The sequence below is a fragment of the Leptothrix mechoopdaensis (SeqCode) genome (genome assembly GCF_053893855.1).
In genome coordinates, this window is the sequence record NZ_CM132699.1 from 3,602,500 (window position 1) to 3,618,668 (window position 16,169).

Below are 16,169 nucleotides of genomic sequence, written 5' to 3' on the forward strand. Positions count from 1 at the left end.
CATCAATCGCCGTCCGGTAGGTCGGACACCTCCGGTGTCCGACGGGCTGACTCAATCCGCCAGCACCCCTGGCACCGTGTTGCGGGCCGCCGCCGTGTGCAGGGCTTCGGTGAAGTCCTCGGCCGACATGGGTTCGCCGAACAGGAAGCCCTGGAAGCGGCTGCAGCCGAAGGTGCGCAGCATCTCGCCCTGGGCGGCGAGTTCGACGCCCTCGGCGACGACGCTCAGGCCGAGGCTGGCGGCCAGGGCGACGATCGCGCGGGACAGGTGGGCGTCGACGTTGTCGTCGAGGATGTCGCGCACGAAGCTGCGGTCGATCTTGAGCTGGTCGAAGGGCAGGCGCTTGAGGTAGGCCAGCGACGAGAAGCCGGTGCCGAAATCGTCAAGCGAGAAGCCCACGCCGTGCTGGCGCAGCCGGTGCATGCGTGCGGCGATGTCGTCGACGTCGCCGAGCAGCGCGCTCTCGGTCAGCTCCAGCTTCAGGCGCGACGTCGGCACGCCGGTGCGCTGCAGGATCTCGATCACGGCCTCGACGAAATCGGGCTCGCCCATCTCGCGGGCGCTGATGTTGAAGCTGACCGTGATGTCGCGCATCTGCGGGTCCTCGGACCAGCTCACCAGCTGGCGGCAGACCCGCTCCAGCAGGGCTCGGCCCATCGGCACGATCAGGCCGGTTTCCTCGGCCAGCGCGATGAACTCGTTCGGGCCGATCAGGCCGCGTCGCGGGTGCTGCCAGCGCACCAGCGCCTCGGCGCCGAGCGCGTGTTCGCCCTCGCCGACCTGCAGCTGGTAGACCAGCCGGAACTGCCATTCCGACAGCGCCACGCGCAGTTCGGCCTCCAGCCGCGAACGGGCCTCGACGGCCGCCTGCATGGCCGGATCGAAGCTGCGCAGACAGCCCCGGCCGGCGTGCTTGGCCGCGTACAGCGCGATGTCGGCCCACTTCAGCAACTGCTCGGCCTGCTGGGCCTGGTCGGCATCGACCGCCACCACGCCGATGCTGGCCAGGCAGTGGTGCTGGCGGCCGTCGATCCGGTAGGGCTGCGCCAGCACGCGCAGCAGCCGCTCGCCGACGCTCTGGCCGACCGACTGCGCCAGCTCGATCGAGCGCTTCTCGTGCAGCAGCAGCACCGCGAACTCGTCGCCGCCCATGCGCGCGACGATGTCGCCACGCGCCACCGACGCGCGCAGCCGCTCGGCCACCTCGCGCAGCAGCTGGTCGCCGGTGTCGTGGCCGTGGGCATCGTTGATCAGCTTGAAGTGGTCCAGGTCGATCAGGTACAGCGTCGCGCCGCTGCGGCCCAGCAGGTCGCCTTCCAGGCTCTGGCTCAGCAGCTCGACCAGCTTGCGGCGGTTGGGCAGGTCGGTGACCGGGTCGTAGAAGGTCAGGCTCTGGGCCTGCGCCTCGGCGTCCTTGCGGCGCGAGATGTCGGTCAGCGTGCCGATCATGCGCAGCGGCTCGCCATTGGCGTCGTGTGCCACGACCCGGCCGACCTCGTGGACCCAGACCTCGCTGCCGTCACCGCAACGCAAGCGATGCTCGCTTTCGTAACCGCTGGCAATGCCGCGCCGGTGCCGTTCCAGGCGGCGCTGGGCGGCGCTGGCGTCGTCCGGGTGGATGCGCTCGCGCCAGTCGGCGAAAGGCACCGCCGCGCCAGCCTCGGCCGGCAGGCCGGCCAGCAGACGGCATTGCGGCGACAGCGTCACCAGGCCGCTGCCCAGGTCCCAGTCCCAGACGCCCTGCTCGGCGCCCTCGACGGCGCGGATCCAGCGTGCGTCGCTCTGGCGCTGCTGCTCCTGCGGTTCGCGCAGGTGCAGCACGTTGGCGATGCGCGCGCGCACCACGCTGGCCCGCAGCGGCCGCGTCAGGAAGTCGGTCGCGCCCAGCTGCAGCGCGCGGTCCTCGAAGACCTCGTCGGGCTCGCCGCACAGCACGACCACGGGCAGGTGGCGCCAGGCCGGCTCGGCACGCACGCGCTGCAGCAGCGCCAGCGCCTCGTCGCGGTCGTCCAGGCCCAGCAGCAGCGCGTCATGGCGGCCCTTGTGCAGGGCCGCCAGGCCGGCCGCCGCGCCGGGCGCGGTCTCCAGCAGATAGAGCGCCTGCAGGGCGGCGCCCAGGGTTTGAACGACCTGCGGGTCAGGGGTGACCAGCAGCAGCCGCATCCAGCTCGACATCTTGGTGGGATCCGTTTCTTGGAGGTCCTGACTCGGGGTCGGGGACCGTATCCGAAGCAGTATGCCCGCGCCGTTCCGAGCCCGAAACTGAAGAATATGAAACGACGCAACAGCCCGACACAAGGTGACGCTTTGCGGCGCCGACACTTTCAATTCCGGCACGGGGCGTCAGCAGGTGTCTGATTCGCAACCGGCTGAAACACCGTGAACGATTGGCGGTCCGACACCACGTCCACCCCGTTTGAGGTGCCAGACTTGGACTTCGCGCCACACCAGGGTCGGCCTTCAACGGCTATCTTGGTGACCCATCAGCACTCGCGCACCCTGGACATCACGTGGACGGCCCGACCGACAGCAGCACCCCCGCCGCCCCCCCGAGCCCCGAGGCTCCGACACCCGGCGATCCCCCCCGCGTCCGGACGACGCGACTGCGGTGGTTCGCCCGCGTGCTGCGCTGGAGCCTGCCCGCCGCAGCGGTCGGCGCGGTCGGCGCGGCCGGCCTGCACGAGCTGCAGCACTCGCGCCTGCAGGCCTGGCTGCTGAGCGGCTTCACCAGCGAGCTGCACCACGTCGTCGAGGCCGGCCCGAGCCCCGCCATCCGCTTCCCCGGCGACGGCCCGTATGACGAGCGGCTGGGCTACCACCGCCTGCCCGACTGGACCCGCTCGCTGGCCAGCCAGGGCTACCGCGTCAGCGCCCAGGCCCGCATGAGCGAGACCCAGCTCGGCCTGATCGACACGGGCCTGTTCGCCATCTACCCCGAGAAGGACCAGGCCGGCCTGGACGTCAGCGACTGCGCCGGCGAACCGCTGTTCACGTCGCGCTACCCGCGCCGCGTCTATGGCCGCTGGGAGGACATCCCGCCGCTGCTGGTCGACGCGCTGCTGTTCATCGAGAACCGCGAGCTGCTCGACCCCGAGCGGCCGCGCATGAACCCGGCGATCGAGTGGGTGCGGCTGGGCAAGGCGGTCGGCGAACAGGCGCTGCGGCTGATCGGCGACGACAGCCGCGCGCCCGGCGGCAGCACGCTGGCCACGCAGATCGAGAAGTACCGCCACTCGCCCGACGGCCGCACCGACGGCGCCGGCGAGAAGCTGCGCCAGATGGCCTCGGCCTCGCTGCGCGCCTACACCGGCGGCGAGCTGACGATGCCGCGCCGGCGCGAGATCGTGCGCACCTACCTCAACACCGTGCCGCTGGCCGCCCGGCCCGGCTGGGGCGAGGTCCACGGCATCGGCGACGGCCTGTGGGCCTGGTATGGCCAGGACTTCGACGAGCTCAACGACCTGCTGCGCGCGCCGCCGGCCGACCCGCCCGCCGATGCCGCATCGCCGCCCGCCCCCGAGGTTGCCGACGCCGCCGAACGCCGCGCCGCCGCCTTCAAGCAGGCCCTGTCGCTGATGGTCGCGCAGCGCCGGCCGTCGTTCTACCTGGGCCCGAACCAGGACCGCGCGCTGGCCGACCTGACCGACAGCTACCTGCGCGTGATGGCCGATGCCGGCGTCATCCCGGCGACGCTGCGCGACCGCGCGCTGGCGATCCCGCTGCGCCGCAGCGCCAGCCCGCCGCGCGAGCCGCAGCCGCCCTTCAGCGAACGCAAGGCCGCGACGGCACTGCGCACCCGCCTGCAGTCGCTGCTGGCGGTGCCGCGCGCCTATGACCTCGACCGGCTCGACCTGCGCGCCGACAGCACGCTCGACGCCCGGCTGCAACTGGCCGTCACGCAGACGCTGCGCAGCCTGCGTTCGGTCGACGCCGCGCGCGCCGCCGGCCTGTACGGCTTCCGGCTGCTGCAGGACGGCGACGATCCGCAGCACCTGCAATTCAGCTTCACGCTCTACGAACGCGGCGAACACGCCAACCTGCTGCGGGTGCAGACCGACAACGTCGACCAGCCCTTCGACATCAACGAGGGCGCGCGGCTGGACCTGGGCTCGACCGCCAAGCTGCGCACCCTCGTCAGCTACCTGGAGGTGATCGCCGAGCTGCACGCGCGCTGGTCCGGCCAGGACCGCGACGCGCTGAAGGCGCTGCCGCTGTCGCCCAACGACGTGCTGTCGCGCTGGACCCGCGACCAGCTGCTGGCCGCGCCCGAGCCGATGGCGCTGGAGGCGCTGCTCGATGCCGCGATGCGGCGCAGCTACTCGGCCAGCCCGCACGAAATCTTCTACACCGGCGGCGGCCAGCACACCTTCTCCAACTTCGACCCGCTCGACGACGGCCGCACGATGGACCTGCGCGAGGCGCTGCGGCGTTCGGTCAACCTCGTCTTCATCCGGCTGATGCGCGACGTCGTCCGCCACCACGCCCACCAGGGCCCGGCCGCGCCGCTGCTGCGCGAGGAGACGGGGCCCGAGGCCGAGGCGCTGCGGCGCGTCTACCTCGAACGTTTCATCGAGCACGAGGGCCGCGAGTTCCATGCGCGCTTCCACGCGCGCTACCGCAACCTGACGCCCGAGGCGGTCGAGGACCGGCTGGTCGACACGATCCGCGGCACCCCCGGCCCGGAGCGCCTGGCCGCCGCCTTCGGCGCGCTGCAGCCCGATGCCGATGCCGCCGCGCTGACCGCCTTCATCGTCCGCCAGAACCAGCGCAGCACGGCGCAGAACGGCGTCGCGCTGCCGACGCCGACGCCCGAACAGGTCGAGCGCCTGCTCAAGCGCCACGGTGGCGCCTCCCGGCAGACGCTGGAGACCCGCGCGCTGCTGACCGGCCTGCACCCGATCGAGCTGTGGACCGCCGCCGAGCTGCGCCGCGACGGCCGCCTGCGCCTGTCCGACCTGATCGCCAGCGGCGCCGAGGCCCGCCGCATGGCCGGCGCCTGGCTGCTGTCGCCCGGCAAGCGCGGCGCGCAGGAGGTCCGCATCCGCCAGATGATCGAGGACGAGTCCTTCGCCGAACTGCACCGCCGCTGGCAGCGCCTGGGCTACCCGTTCGATGCGCTGACACCGTCCTACGCGACGGCGCTGGGTGCCTCCGGTGACCGTCCGGCGGCGCTGGCCGAGCTGATGGGCATCCTCGTCAACGACGGCGAACGGCGGCCGTCGAGCCGGCTCGACCACCTCGCCTTCGCGATCGGCACGCCCTACGAGACCCACCTGCAACGCCAGGTCGAACCGGCCCGCCGCGTGCTGCCCGAGGCGCTCGCCAAGGTCGTGCGCACCGCCCTGGTCGACGTGGTCGACAACGGCACCGCCTCGCGCCTGAAGGGCAGCCTGAAAGACGCCGCCGGCGCGGTCATCCCGATCGGCGGCAAGACCGGCACCGGCGACCACCGCTACGAGGTCTACGGCCGCAACGGCCAGCTGACCTCGGCACGGGTCGTCAGCCGTTCGGGCACCTTCGTGTTCCTGATCGGCGATCGCTACTTCGGCACCATGATGGTCTACGCCGCCGCCCCCCATGCCGAGGGCTACACCTTCACCAGCGCCCTGCCCACGCAGGCCCTGAAGACCATCATGCCGGCGCTGCAGCCGCTGCTGCAGAAGGGCCTGTGCCAATCGGATGCCCAGCGGTCCACGACACCGCCCGCGCCGGTGCAGGCGGCGGGCAAGGCGGGCGGTCCGGGCTGAGTCGGAGGGTGGCGGGCCGAGCGGCCTGAAGCCGTGCCTCTATGATCGACCGGTTGGTGCTCGCGCCCTGCATCCGTGCAGGCGCAGTTCAACGGGAATCAGGACGGGCCGGCGCCAGCACGGACCAGCCCCAACCTGAGCTGCCCCCGCAACGGTAAGCGGACGGGGATCGGATCGATCCCCAGCTCGTGTCGAATCCACTGGAAAGCCTGGCTTTCCGGGAAGGGCACACGGGTCGTCTTCGCCAGCCCGGATACCGGCCAACGAAGTGGTGCGTCGCGCAAGCGGCACGCCTGATGGCGCCGGGCTGCGGGGAAGCGGCCGGGCGCGTTTTCGCTTCGGTCCTTCACATGTTCCCCAAGTCCTACCGCCTGCGGGCCACCCCGCATGGGCGCGCCGTGTTCGCGCGCCTGTCCGGCACCTTCGTCCTTTCCTTCGTTTCACTCTGCACCGCCGTCTCGGCGTATCCGTCCGTGCAGGACCCGCCCCGACCGCCCGTCACCACGCTCGAACGCGTGGTCATCACGGCCAACCGGACCCCGCAACCCCTGTCGACCGTGCTGGCCGATGTCTCCACGCTCGATCGCGACGACATCCAGCGCAGCGGCGCCATCGGCGTGGCCGACCTGCTGGCCCGCCTGCCGGGCATCGAATTCGCCCGCAACGGCGGACCCGGCACGTCCACCAGCCTGCTCGTGCGCGGCAGCGAGAGCCGCCACACCGCCGTCTACATCGACGGCGTGCGGGTCGACTCGCAGTCCACCGGCGGCGCCTCCTGGGAGCAGATCCCGCTCGACATGATCGACCACATCGAGGTGCTGCGCGGCCCCGCCGCTGCGGTGTATGGCTCGGACGCCGTCGCCGGCGTGGTGCAGCTGTTCACCCGTCGCGGCAAGGGCGAGGCCCGCACGACCGCATCGGCGAGCGTGGGTTCGCACGGCACCGCGCAGGCGCAAGCCGGCATCAGCGGTTCGGCCGATGCGCTGGACTACGCGCTGTCGGCCGGCCAGGGCCACAGCGCGGGCTTCGATGCCCGGACCGCCGCCGCCAGCGGCCACAACCCCGATCGCGACGGCTGGAAGCGCCAGTCGGCGCAGGCGCGGGTGGGCTGGCAGGTCGAGCCGGGGCACCGCCTGGACGCGTCCTGGCTGTCCAGCCGGCTGCGTTCCGGCTACGACGGTTCGGCCACCGCCGACGACGAGAACCGGCACACGCTGACGACCGGCAACCTGGCCTGGACCGGCCGCTGGCACGCGGATGCGACCACCCGGGCGCAGCTCGGCCAGACCGGCAGCAGCTATGCGACGCAGCCGAGCATCTACCGCACCGAGACCACGCTGCGCAACGCCACGCTGCAGCATGAGCAGCGCCTCGGCGGCCAATGGCTGTCGGGCACGCTGGAGCGCCGCGACGACCGGCTCGACAACGCCGCCACGAGCTATGCCGCCCGGCTGCAGGGCGACCGTCATCAGGACGCCATCGGCCTGGGCTGGCGGGGCACCTTCGACGACCACGGGCTGCAGGCCCACATCCGGCATGACGACGACAGCGAGTTCGGCGGCAAGAACACCGGCAGCCTGGCCTGGGGCTGGGCCTTCGTGCCGGACTGGCGCGTGATGGCGTCGACCGCCACCTCGTTCCGCGTGCCCACGCTCTACCAGCGCTACAGCTCGTACGGCAACGCGGCCCTGCAGCCGGAAACCGGCCGCCATGTCGAGGCAGCGCTGCGCTGGACCGCCGCAGGCGACGAGGCCAGCCTGACGGCCTGGCACAACCGCGTCAGCCAGCTGATCAGCTTCGGCGCACCCGGACCTTGCGCTGACCGCTCGGGCTGTTACGTCAACGTCGGCCGTGCCGACCTGAAGGGCGTGACGCTGGCCGGTCGCACGTCGTGGCGCACGGTCGCGTGGCGCGGTTCCGTCGACTGGCACGACCCGCGCAATGCCGACACCGACAAGGTGCTGGTCCGCCGGGCCCGGCGACTGGCCAGCGTCGGGGCCGACACCGGCATCGGCAGCTGGACGGCGGGCGCCGAGTTGCAGGCCGCCGGCCTGCGGTTCGACGACGCCGCCAACACCCGGCGCCTGGGCGGCTACGGCCTGCTGAACCTGCACGCCGGCACCGAGCTGAGCCCCGGCCTGGCGCTGGACGCCCGCATCGACAACCTCGCCGACAAGGCCCACGAGCTGGCGCGCGCCTACGCCACCGCCGGACGCCAGCTGCAGCTGACGCTGCGCTGGGCGACGCCCTGATCGGTGACAACTCCCACCACCGCAAAGCCCATGCAGATCGAATCCCCACCCACCTCGCGCGAGGACCGCCCGCCCCCGGCCGAACGGCGCGGCCTCGTCATCGTCCACACCGGCGACGGCAAGGGCAAGAGCACGGCCGCGTTCGGCCTGGCGCTGCGCGCCCACGGCCGCGGCAAGGCCGTTCACGTGCTCCAGTTCATGAAGGTGCCGTCGGCGCGCTTCGGCGAACACCGCCTGTTCGCGCAACTCGGCGTGCCGATCGAGGGCCTGGGCGACGGCTTCAGCTGGAAGAGCCGCGACCTGGACCACTCCGCGCAACTGGCCCGCGACGGCTGGGCCCGCGCCGACGCACTGATCCGCGCCGGCGAGCACTTCCTGGTCGTGCTCGACGAGATCACCTACCCGCTGCGCTATGGCTGGGTGCCGCTGGATTCCGTGCTGGCCTGCCTGCGCGAACGGCCTGCCCATGTCCACGTGGTGCTGACCGGCCGACAGGCTCCCGCCGAACTGATCGACCTGGCCGACACGGTCACCGAGATGCGCCTGGTCAAGCACCACTTCCAGGCCGGCATACCGGCCCAGCGCGGCATCGAGGACTGAGCCGGTGACGGCGAGAACGCCCGCACCATGGGCGTTCTCGTCTGAACCGACGGCCGGCCGCACGATGCGACGGGTGCGTTCAACGAGGTCGTGGGGCGGTGGCCCATCGGCACCAGCCCGTCGGACACGTCCCGTGTCCGACCTACCTAAGGTCGCCGGCCGATGACGGCGTTTCATGGCGCATCACACGTGGATCGAATGCATCGGTAGGTCGGACATCTCCGATGTCCGACGGGGCTCGTGCCGGTCGACACATTGGGTTGGATCAGCACGCACACCGCACGATGCGACGGGTGCGTTCAACGCGGTTGTGGATCGGTGGCCCATCGGCGCCAGCCCGTCGGACACGTCGCGTGTCCGACCTACCGAAGGTGCGCCGGCCGATGGCGGCGTTTCATCGCACATCAAACCTGGTTCGAACGCCTTGGTAGGTCGGACACCTCCGGTGTCCGACGGGCTCGTGCCGGTCGACACGTTGGGTTGGATCAGCACACACACCGCACGATGCGACGGGTGCGTTCAACGCGGTCGTGGGGCGGTGGCCCATCGGCGCCAGCCCGTCGGACACGTCCCGTGTCCGACCTACCGAAGGTGCGCCGGCCGATGGCGGCGTTTCATGGCGCGTCAAACCTGGTTCGAACGTCTTGGTAGGTCGGACACCTCCGGTGTCCGACGGGCTCGTGCTGGTCGACACGTTGGGTTGGATCAGCACACACACCGCACGATGCGACGGGTGCGTTCAACGCGGTCGTGGGGCGGTGGCCCGTCGGCACCAGCCCGTCGGACACGTCCCGTGTCCGACCTACAGAAGGTGCGCCGGCCGATGGCGGCGTTTCATGGCGCATCAAACCTGGTTCGAACGCCTTGGTAGGTCGGACACCTCCGGTGTCCGACGGGCTCGTGCCGGTCGACACGTTGGGTTGGATCAGCACACACACCGCACGATGCGACGGGTGCGTTCAACGCGGTCGTGGGGCGGTGGCCCATCGGCGCCAGCCCGTCGGACACGTCCCGTGTCCGACCTACCGAAGGTGCGCCGGCCGATGGCGGCGTTTCATGGCGCGTCAAACCTGGTTCGAACGTCTTGGTAGGTCGGACACCTCCGGTGTCCGACGGGCTCGTGCTGGTCGACACGTTGGGTTGGATCAGCACACACACCGCACGATGCGACGGGTGCGTTCAACGCGGTCGTGGGGCGGTGGCCCGTCGGCACCAGCCCGTCGGACACGTCCCGTGTCCGACCTACCGAAGGTGCGCCGGCCGATGGCGGCGTTTCATGGCGCGTCAAACCTGGTTCGAACGTCTTGGTAGGTCGGACACCTCCGGTGTCCGACGGGCTCGTGGCGGTCGACACGTTGGGTTGGATCGGCACGTGTAGCGGGCGATGTGCCGGGTGCGTTCAATGCCGTTGTGGGGCGGTGGCCCATCGGCACCAGCCCGTCGGACACGTCGCGTGTCCGACCTACCGAAGGCGCGCCGGCCGGTGGCGGCGTTTCATGGCGCATCACACGTGGATCGAATGCATCGGTAGGTCGGACACCTCCGGTGTCCGACGGGCTCGTGCCGGTCGACATTTTGGGTTGGATCGGCAGACGTACCGGGCGATGTGCCGGGTGCGTTCAATGACGTTGTGGGCCGGTGGCCCATCGGCACCAGCCCGTCGGACACGTCCCGTGTCCGACCTACCGAAGGTGCGCCGGCCGATGGCGGCGTTTCATGGCGCATCACACGTGGATCGAATGCATCGGTAGGTCGGACACCTCCGGTGTCCGACGGGCTCGTGCCGGTCGACATGTGGTGATGTCCCAGCGCGTGGTGTAAGTCCACAGCCCGGACAGGCTGGGATGCGCGGGTTACTCAGCGTGCCACTGCAGACAGCCGAGTCGGGACAGTATCACTGAGGGCCTGCAGGCCTTCGAGCTGCATGTAGCGCCGGGTCAGGCTCCACTCGTCGTTCTGCTCGAGCATCATGGCCCCGACCAGTCGAGTGATGGCGTTGTCATTGGGGAAGATGCCCACGACGTTGGTCCTGCGCTTGATCTCCGCGTTGAGCCTCTCCAGCGGGTTGGTGCTGTAGATCTGTGGCCAATGCGCCCTGGGGAAACCCATGAAGGCCAGCACGTCGTTCTCGGCCTCGTCCATCATGGCGCTGAGCTTGGGCAGCTTCTCGCGGAACTGGTCGGCCACGCTGCGCCATTGCATCCTTGCCGCCTCGGCCGTCTCCTGCACGAACACCGTGCCGATGGCCGCGCTCACCATACGCCGCTGCGTCTTGTTGGCATAGGCCAGGACGTTGCGCATGAAGTGCACGCGGCATCGCTGCCAAGTGGCCTTGAGCGTCTTTGCCGCGGCCGCCTTGATGCCTTCGTGGCTGTCGCTGATGACGAGCTTGACGCCCCGCAGTCCGCGTCGGTTCAGGCTGCGCAAGAACTCGGTCCAGAACGGCTCTGCCTCGCTGGCCCCGACCTTGATGCCCAGCACCTCACGCTGCCCCTCGGTGTTCACGCCCACAGCCACTATCACCGCGACACTCACGATGCGGCCCGCCTCGCGCGTCTTCACGTAGGTGGCGTCGATCCAGAGGTACGGCCAGTCGCCTTCGATCTGCCGGTTCAAGAACGCGCCGACACGCTCGTCGAGTTCGGCGCAAAGGCGCGACACCTGGCTCTTGGACACGCCGCTCATGCCCATGGCCTTGACCAGGTCGTCCACCGAGCGCGTGGAGATGCCCTTGATGTAAGCCTCCTGGATCACCGCCGTGAGCGCCTTCTCGGCGGTTCTGCGCGGCTCCAGGAACTCGGGGAAGTAGCTGCCTTGGCGCAGCTTGGGGATATTGAGTTCGACACTGCCGGCACGCGTCTCCCAGGTGCGATCCCGGAAGCCGTTGCGGCTGTTCAAACGCTCAGCGCTCTTCTCGTCGTAGCCGGCGCCGCAGCGCCCCTCGACGTCGATCTCCATGAGCCTCTGGGCCATGAACTGCACCATCTGGCGCAGCACATCAACGTCGGCTCCCTTCTCGGCCAGTTCGGCCAATGCCATAGTGGAGGTGGTCATCGTGATTTCCTTTGGACAAGGGTTGGTGGGTCGCACCTCAACCTTATCCGGGACCACGATGGCCACCCTCTACGGGCCGCCTCGCCTAAAAACTTACACCACCTCGCGGGGCATCACCCTTTGATGAGCGCCTCTTCTTCCACTCTCCCCCTGCCAAGGGGGAGTACCCCGGGCACCGGGGGGAGGGGGTCAGCGACCGTCGCAACCGCCAGCGTTGGCCGGACCGTCAGACGATCTTGTGTCGCCGCAGGAAGCCGTCGACCAGGCCGAGGCGGGCGAGCGGGTCGGGCAGGGCCATGAGCTTGTGGCGTGTGGCCAGCGGGATCGGGAGGATCTCGCACCAGCGGTTGGCGACCCAGCCGGCGTCGTCGTAGCGCAAGGGGTGCTTGAACGGCGCGCCGCCGCGGTCGTCCAGGGCGATGACGGCGCGTTGCAGCGCGGTGACCGAGCCGGCGTGTTCGGGCAGCGGGGCGACCGGGTCGTCTGCCGTGATCAGCGTGGCGCGCGCGGCGACCCAGAGGCCGTCGGGGCGCTGGCTGGCGCCGTCGAGTTCGAAGCGGCGGCCGCCGTGGCAGCGCACCTGCAGGATGCCGGGCTGGTCGGCGTCGCATTCGGCGATGCTGGCCAGGCAGCCCACCGCCTCGAAGCGGACCGGGTCCTGCGCGGTGCCGCGCACCTCGCCGCCCTGGATCAGCGTGACGATGCCGAAGCCGGTGCCCTCGCGCAGGCACTGGCCGATCAGGTCGAGGTAACGCGCCTCGAACACCTTCAGCGCCAGCACGCCGTCCGGGAACAGCACGGTGCCGAGCGGGAACAGCGGCAGGGCGTGCAGCGGCAGGTCGGGTGGGGCGGTGGTCGTCACGTGTGGGGCCGGCCGCTCAGAGGCTGGTGTCCTTGGCTTCGAGTTCGCGGTGCCGGATGAGGGTCGGGATGCGCTCGCGGAAGCGCGCCGCCAGCGTCTCGACGCCGTAGACCGAGCGGTGCTGGCCGCCGGTGCAGCCCAGCGCCACCGTCAGGTAGCTGCGCTGGTCCATGCCGTAGGACGGCAGCCAGCGATCGAGGAAAGCCTCGATCTGGTCGAGCATCTCGGCCGCCTCGGGCTGCGCCTTCATGAACTCGACGACGCCCGCATCACGCCCGGTCAGCGCTCGCAGCTCGCGCACGTAATGCGGGTTGGGCAGCACGCGCAGGTCGTAGACCAGGTCGGCGTCGCGAGGCACGCCCTGCTTGAAGGCGAACGACTCCAGCACCAGCGTCAGCGCGCTGTGCGAGGCCCCCACCAGCTGGCGCACCCACGAGCGCAGCTGCGCCGGGCGCAGGTCGCTGGTGTCGATCACCGTGGCAATCGCGTGGACGTCGGCCAGCAGCGCCCTTTCGGTCTCGATCGCCTCGAACAGCGCCGTGTAGGACGTGCCCTGGCTGTCCTGCCGGGTCGACAGCGGGTGGCGGCGGCGGGTCTCCGAGAAGCGCTTGACCAGCGTGTCGGTGCGCGACTCCAGGAAGATCGGCAGCACCCGCGTGCCTTCGCGGCGCAGCTGGTCGACCAGCGGCAGCAGGCGAGGCAGCGAGGCGGCGTTGCGCACGTCAACCGCGACGGCGATGTGGCTGACCTCGCGCTGGCGCTGCAGCCGGATGAACTCGGGCAGCAGCTCGGGCGGCAGGTTGTCGACGCAGAAATAGCCGGCGTCTTCCAGCGCGGCCAGCGCGACCGACTTGCCGGAACCCGAGATGCCCGAGATCAGGATGACCGGCTCGGGCAGGCGCATGTTGGCGGAGGGACGGGTCGGGGACTTCATGGGGCGGACGGCTCGGGACTGCAGAAGGTGGAGGGCGACGTCGTCACGACGCTCGCGCGGCCGCGCTGAGCATCTCCTGCGCATGGGCCAGGCCCGCGCCGGACAGCTGCTGGCCGCCCAGCATGCGGGCGATCTCGGCCACGCGGGCCTCGCCGGCGACCGGCGCGATGCGGCTGAGCGTGCGCCCGTCGCGGGCGGCCTTGCTGACGACCAGGTGCTGCTGCGCGCAGGCGGCGACCTGGGCCAGGTGCGTGACAGCCAGCACCTGACGCTGCGCGCCGAGCTGGCGCATCAGCCGGCCGACCGTCTCGGCGACCGCGCCGCCGACGCCCGAATCGATCTCGTCGAAGATCAGCGTGCCGGCCGCCTCGCCCTGGTCCATGCGCAGCTGGCTGGTCGTCACCGCGATGGCCAGCGCGATGCGCGACAGCTCGCCGCCCGAGGCCACCTTGCCCAGCGGGCGCGGCGTGCTACCGGCATGACCGGCGACGCGGAACTCGGCCGCTTCCAGGCCATGCGCCTGCACCTCGGCCAGCGGCTCCAGCACGACCTCGAAGCGGCCGCCGGACATGCCCAGCGTCTGCATCGCCGCGCTGACGGCGTCCGACAGCTTCGGCGCGGCCTGCCGGCGCAGTGCGGTGATGGCGCGGGCTTCCGCCAGCACGCGGGCGTGGCTGCGCTCGGCGGCCTGCGTCAGCGCGTCCAGGTCGGAAGCGGCGTCGAGCTGCGCCAGCTCGGCCTGCCAGCCGGCCAGCGTCGCGGCCAGTTCCTCGGGCGGGCGGCGGTAGCGGCGCGCCAGGCCCATCCAGGCCGACATGCGGGCATCGACCTCGGCCAGCCGTTCCGGGTCGAGTTCGGTGCGGCGCAGCGCCGCGTTCAGGCTGTGGGCCGCGTCCGACAGCTGGTCGCGCACGCCGCGCAGCACTTCGAGCGCGTTGCCCAGCGTGGCGTCGTAGCCGGAGACGCCTTCCAGCGCGTCGACCGCCCGGTCGACCAGCGTGCCGGCGCTCTCGTCGGCCTCGCTGCACAGCTGCAGCGCCAGCTGGGCGGCGTCCAGGATGCCCTGGGCATGGGCCAGGCGCTGGTGTTCGCCGTTCAGCTCGGGCCACTCGTCCTCGCCGGGCGCCAGCCGGGCCAGCTCGCCGATCTGCCAGGCCAGCCGCTCGCGCTCGCGCGCCAGCTCGTCGCCGCGGGCCCGGGCGGCGTCCAGCAGGCCCTGCTGCTGACGCCATTCGGCCCAGGCCTTGCCGAGCGCGGTCGTGTCGGCACCGGCGTAGGCATCGAGCAGCGCACGCACCGAGGCCGGCCGGGTCAGGCTCTGCCAGGCGTGCTGGCCGTGGATGTCGACCAGGTGTTCGCCCAGCTCGCGCAGCTGCGTCAGCGTCGCGGGGCTGCCGTTGATCCAGGCGCGGCTCTTGCCCTGCGCGTCGACGGTGCGGCGCAGCAGCAGCGCGCCGTCGTCGGCCAGCTCGCCGGACTGGAAGCCGGCCTCGTCCAGCCAGGCATGCAGCGTGGCCGGCACGGGCTCGAACTCGGCGCCGATCTCCGTGCGGGCGGCGCCTTCGCGCACCACGCCGGCGTCACCGCGCCCGCCGAGCGCCAGCTGGAGCGCGTCGATCAGGATCGACTTGCCCGCGCCGGTCTCGCCGGTCAGCACGCAGAAGCCGGTGCCGAAATCCACTTCGAGCGCGTCGACGATGACGAAGTCGCGCAGGGTCAGTCGCTTGAGCATGGGGAGTCGCGAGAAGGGTGAGGGGCCGGATCAGCCCGGCGCGCCGCCGTCGTGGCTGGCGGGCATGGCGCCTTCGTTCCAGTGCAGCTTGCGGCGCAGCGTCGCGTAGTAGTTCCAGCCGGGCGGATGCAGGAAGCGGACCCGGTGCGCCGAGCGCCGCACGCTGATGCGGTCGCCGTGCAGCAGGCTGGCCAGCGACTGCATGTCGAAGTTGGCGCTGGGTTCGCGGCCGGCGACGATGTCGATCGTCACCTCGCCGCTGTCGGGCAGCACGATCGGCCGGTTCGACAGCATGTGAGAGGCGATCGGCACCAGCAGCCAGCCGGCCACGCCCGGGTGCAGGATGGGGCCGCCGGCCGACAGCGCATAGGCGGTCGAGCCGGTCGGCGACGCCAGGATCAGGCCGTCGGCGCGGAAGTTGGCGACGAACTGGCCATCGACCGCCACGCGCAGTTCCAGCATCGCGGTGGCGCCGCTGCGCAGCACCACGTCGTTCATCGCGACGGCCTCGTAGATCGACTCGCCGCCACGCAGCACGCGGCCCTGCAGCATCGCGCGGGACTCTTCCTCGAAGTCGCCCGACAGCACCGCGTTGATCGCGTGGCGCAGCTGCTGCACCGGCACGTCGGTGATGAAGCCCAGCCGGCCCTGGTTGATGCCGACCATCGGCACGCCGTAGCGGGCCAGGTGGCGGGCGATGCCGAGCATCGTGCCGTCGCCGCCGACGACGATCGCCAGGTCGCAGCTGCGGCCCAGGTCATCGGCCGAGAGGGCCTGATAACCGGTGATGCCGGTGGCCTGCGCGGTGGCCTGCTCGACCGACACCTCCAGCCCGCGACGGGTCAGGATGTGGGCGATTTCCTCAAGCATCGGCCGCATGCCGTGCGATTGGTACTTGCCCACGAGCGCGGCATGACGGAAGCGGGAGGTCATCGGGAAATTACACCACAGGGTCCGCGACGGACCGGCTTCCGAAAGGGCTTCTGGC

Annotated in this window: 9 protein-coding genes and 1 riboswitch; of the genes, 3 read left to right on the forward strand and 6 right to left on the reverse strand. The window is 71.1% G+C overall.

Annotation, left to right across the window (positions count from 1 at the left end; translation table 11 throughout):
- Positions 1–51: 51 nt before the first annotated feature.
- A complete protein-coding gene (locus tag ACWA7K_RS15565) occupies positions 52–2,175 on the reverse strand; it encodes a putative bifunctional diguanylate cyclase/phosphodiesterase (RefSeq protein ID WP_456162310.1) in 2,124 nt (707 codons plus the stop codon).
- Positions 2,176–2,621: 446 nt separating this feature from the next.
- On the opposite strand from ACWA7K_RS15565, the gene ACWA7K_RS15570 reads away from it, so the two are divergent.
- From ACWA7K_RS15570 to cobO, 3 genes are all read left to right on the forward strand, one after another.
- Entirely contained in the window at positions 2,622–5,747 is a 3,126-nt protein-coding gene (locus ACWA7K_RS15570; protein WP_456162311.1) for a transglycosylase domain-containing protein, read from the forward strand.
- 37 nt (positions 5,748–5,784) lie between these two features.
- Positions 5,785–6,026: riboswitch (cobalamin riboswitch) on the forward strand.
- 71 nt (positions 6,027–6,097) lie between these two features.
- The gene (locus ACWA7K_RS15575; protein WP_456162312.1) at positions 6,098–7,999 is read left to right on the forward strand and encodes a TonB-dependent receptor domain-containing protein; all 1,902 of its coding nucleotides are present in this window, start codon (positions 6,098–6,100) and stop codon (positions 7,997–7,999) included.
- A gap of 30 nt (positions 8,000–8,029) precedes the next feature.
- Positions 8,030–8,599, forward strand: coding sequence for a cob(I)yrinic acid a,c-diamide adenosyltransferase (cobO, locus tag ACWA7K_RS15580; RefSeq protein WP_456162313.1), 570 nt, complete (start codon positions 8,030–8,032; stop codon positions 8,597–8,599).
- A gap of 1,857 nt (positions 8,600–10,456) precedes the next feature.
- On the opposite strand, the gene ACWA7K_RS15585 is transcribed toward cobO, so the two are convergent.
- The 5 genes from ACWA7K_RS15585 to ACWA7K_RS15605 form a co-directional block, all read right to left on the reverse strand.
- A complete protein-coding gene (locus ACWA7K_RS15585) occupies positions 10,457–11,653 on the reverse strand; it encodes an IS256 family transposase (protein ID WP_456162314.1) in 1,197 nt (398 codons plus the stop codon).
- Between the two features lie 226 nt (positions 11,654–11,879).
- Positions 11,880–12,515, reverse strand: a complete 636-nt coding sequence (locus ACWA7K_RS15590; RefSeq protein WP_456162315.1) for an LON peptidase substrate-binding domain-containing protein — start codon at positions 12,513–12,515, stop codon at positions 11,880–11,882.
- A gap of 16 nt (positions 12,516–12,531) precedes the next feature.
- Positions 12,532–13,449, reverse strand: coding sequence for an RNase adapter RapZ (rapZ, locus tag ACWA7K_RS15595; protein WP_456162316.1), 918 nt, complete (start codon positions 13,447–13,449; stop codon positions 12,532–12,534).
- A gap of 43 nt (positions 13,450–13,492) precedes the next feature.
- Positions 13,493–15,181 carry a DNA repair protein RecN gene (recN, locus tag ACWA7K_RS15600; RefSeq protein WP_456162317.1) on the reverse strand — a complete coding sequence of 563 codons (1,689 nt, stop codon included), beginning with the start codon at positions 15,179–15,181 and terminating at the stop codon, positions 13,493–13,495.
- Between the two features lie 30 nt (positions 15,182–15,211).
- The gene (locus ACWA7K_RS15605; RefSeq protein WP_456162318.1) at positions 15,212–16,114 is read right to left on the reverse strand and encodes an NAD kinase; all 903 of its coding nucleotides are present in this window, start codon (positions 16,112–16,114) and stop codon (positions 15,212–15,214) included.
- Positions 16,115–16,169: the final 55 nt, after the last annotated feature.

What these genes read in the sequence shown, in the direction of transcription:
- ACWA7K_RS15565 (WP_456162310.1), bottom strand. Translation starts at nt 2,175, where the DNA reads ATGTCGAGCTGGATGCGGCTGCTGCTGGTCACCCCTGACCCGCAGGTC.
- ACWA7K_RS15575 (WP_456162312.1), top strand. Translation starts at nt 6,098, where the DNA reads ATGTTCCCCAAGTCCTACCGCCTGCGGGCCACCCCGCATGGGCGCGCC.
- cobO (WP_456162313.1), top strand. Translation starts at nt 8,030, where the DNA reads ATGCAGATCGAATCCCCACCCACCTCGCGCGAGGACCGCCCGCCCCCG.
- ACWA7K_RS15585 (WP_456162314.1), bottom strand. Translation starts at nt 11,653, where the DNA reads ATGACCACCTCCACTATGGCATTGGCCGAACTGGCCGAGAAGGGAGCC.
- rapZ (WP_456162316.1), bottom strand. Translation starts at nt 13,449, where the DNA reads ATGAAGTCCCCGACCCGTCCCTCCGCCAACATGCGCCTGCCCGAGCCG.
- recN (WP_456162317.1), bottom strand. Translation starts at nt 15,181, where the DNA reads ATGCTCAAGCGACTGACCCTGCGCGACTTCGTCATCGTCGACGCGCTC.
- ACWA7K_RS15605 (WP_456162318.1), bottom strand. Translation starts at nt 16,114, where the DNA reads ATGACCTCCCGCTTCCGTCATGCCGCGCTCGTGGGCAAGTACCAATCG.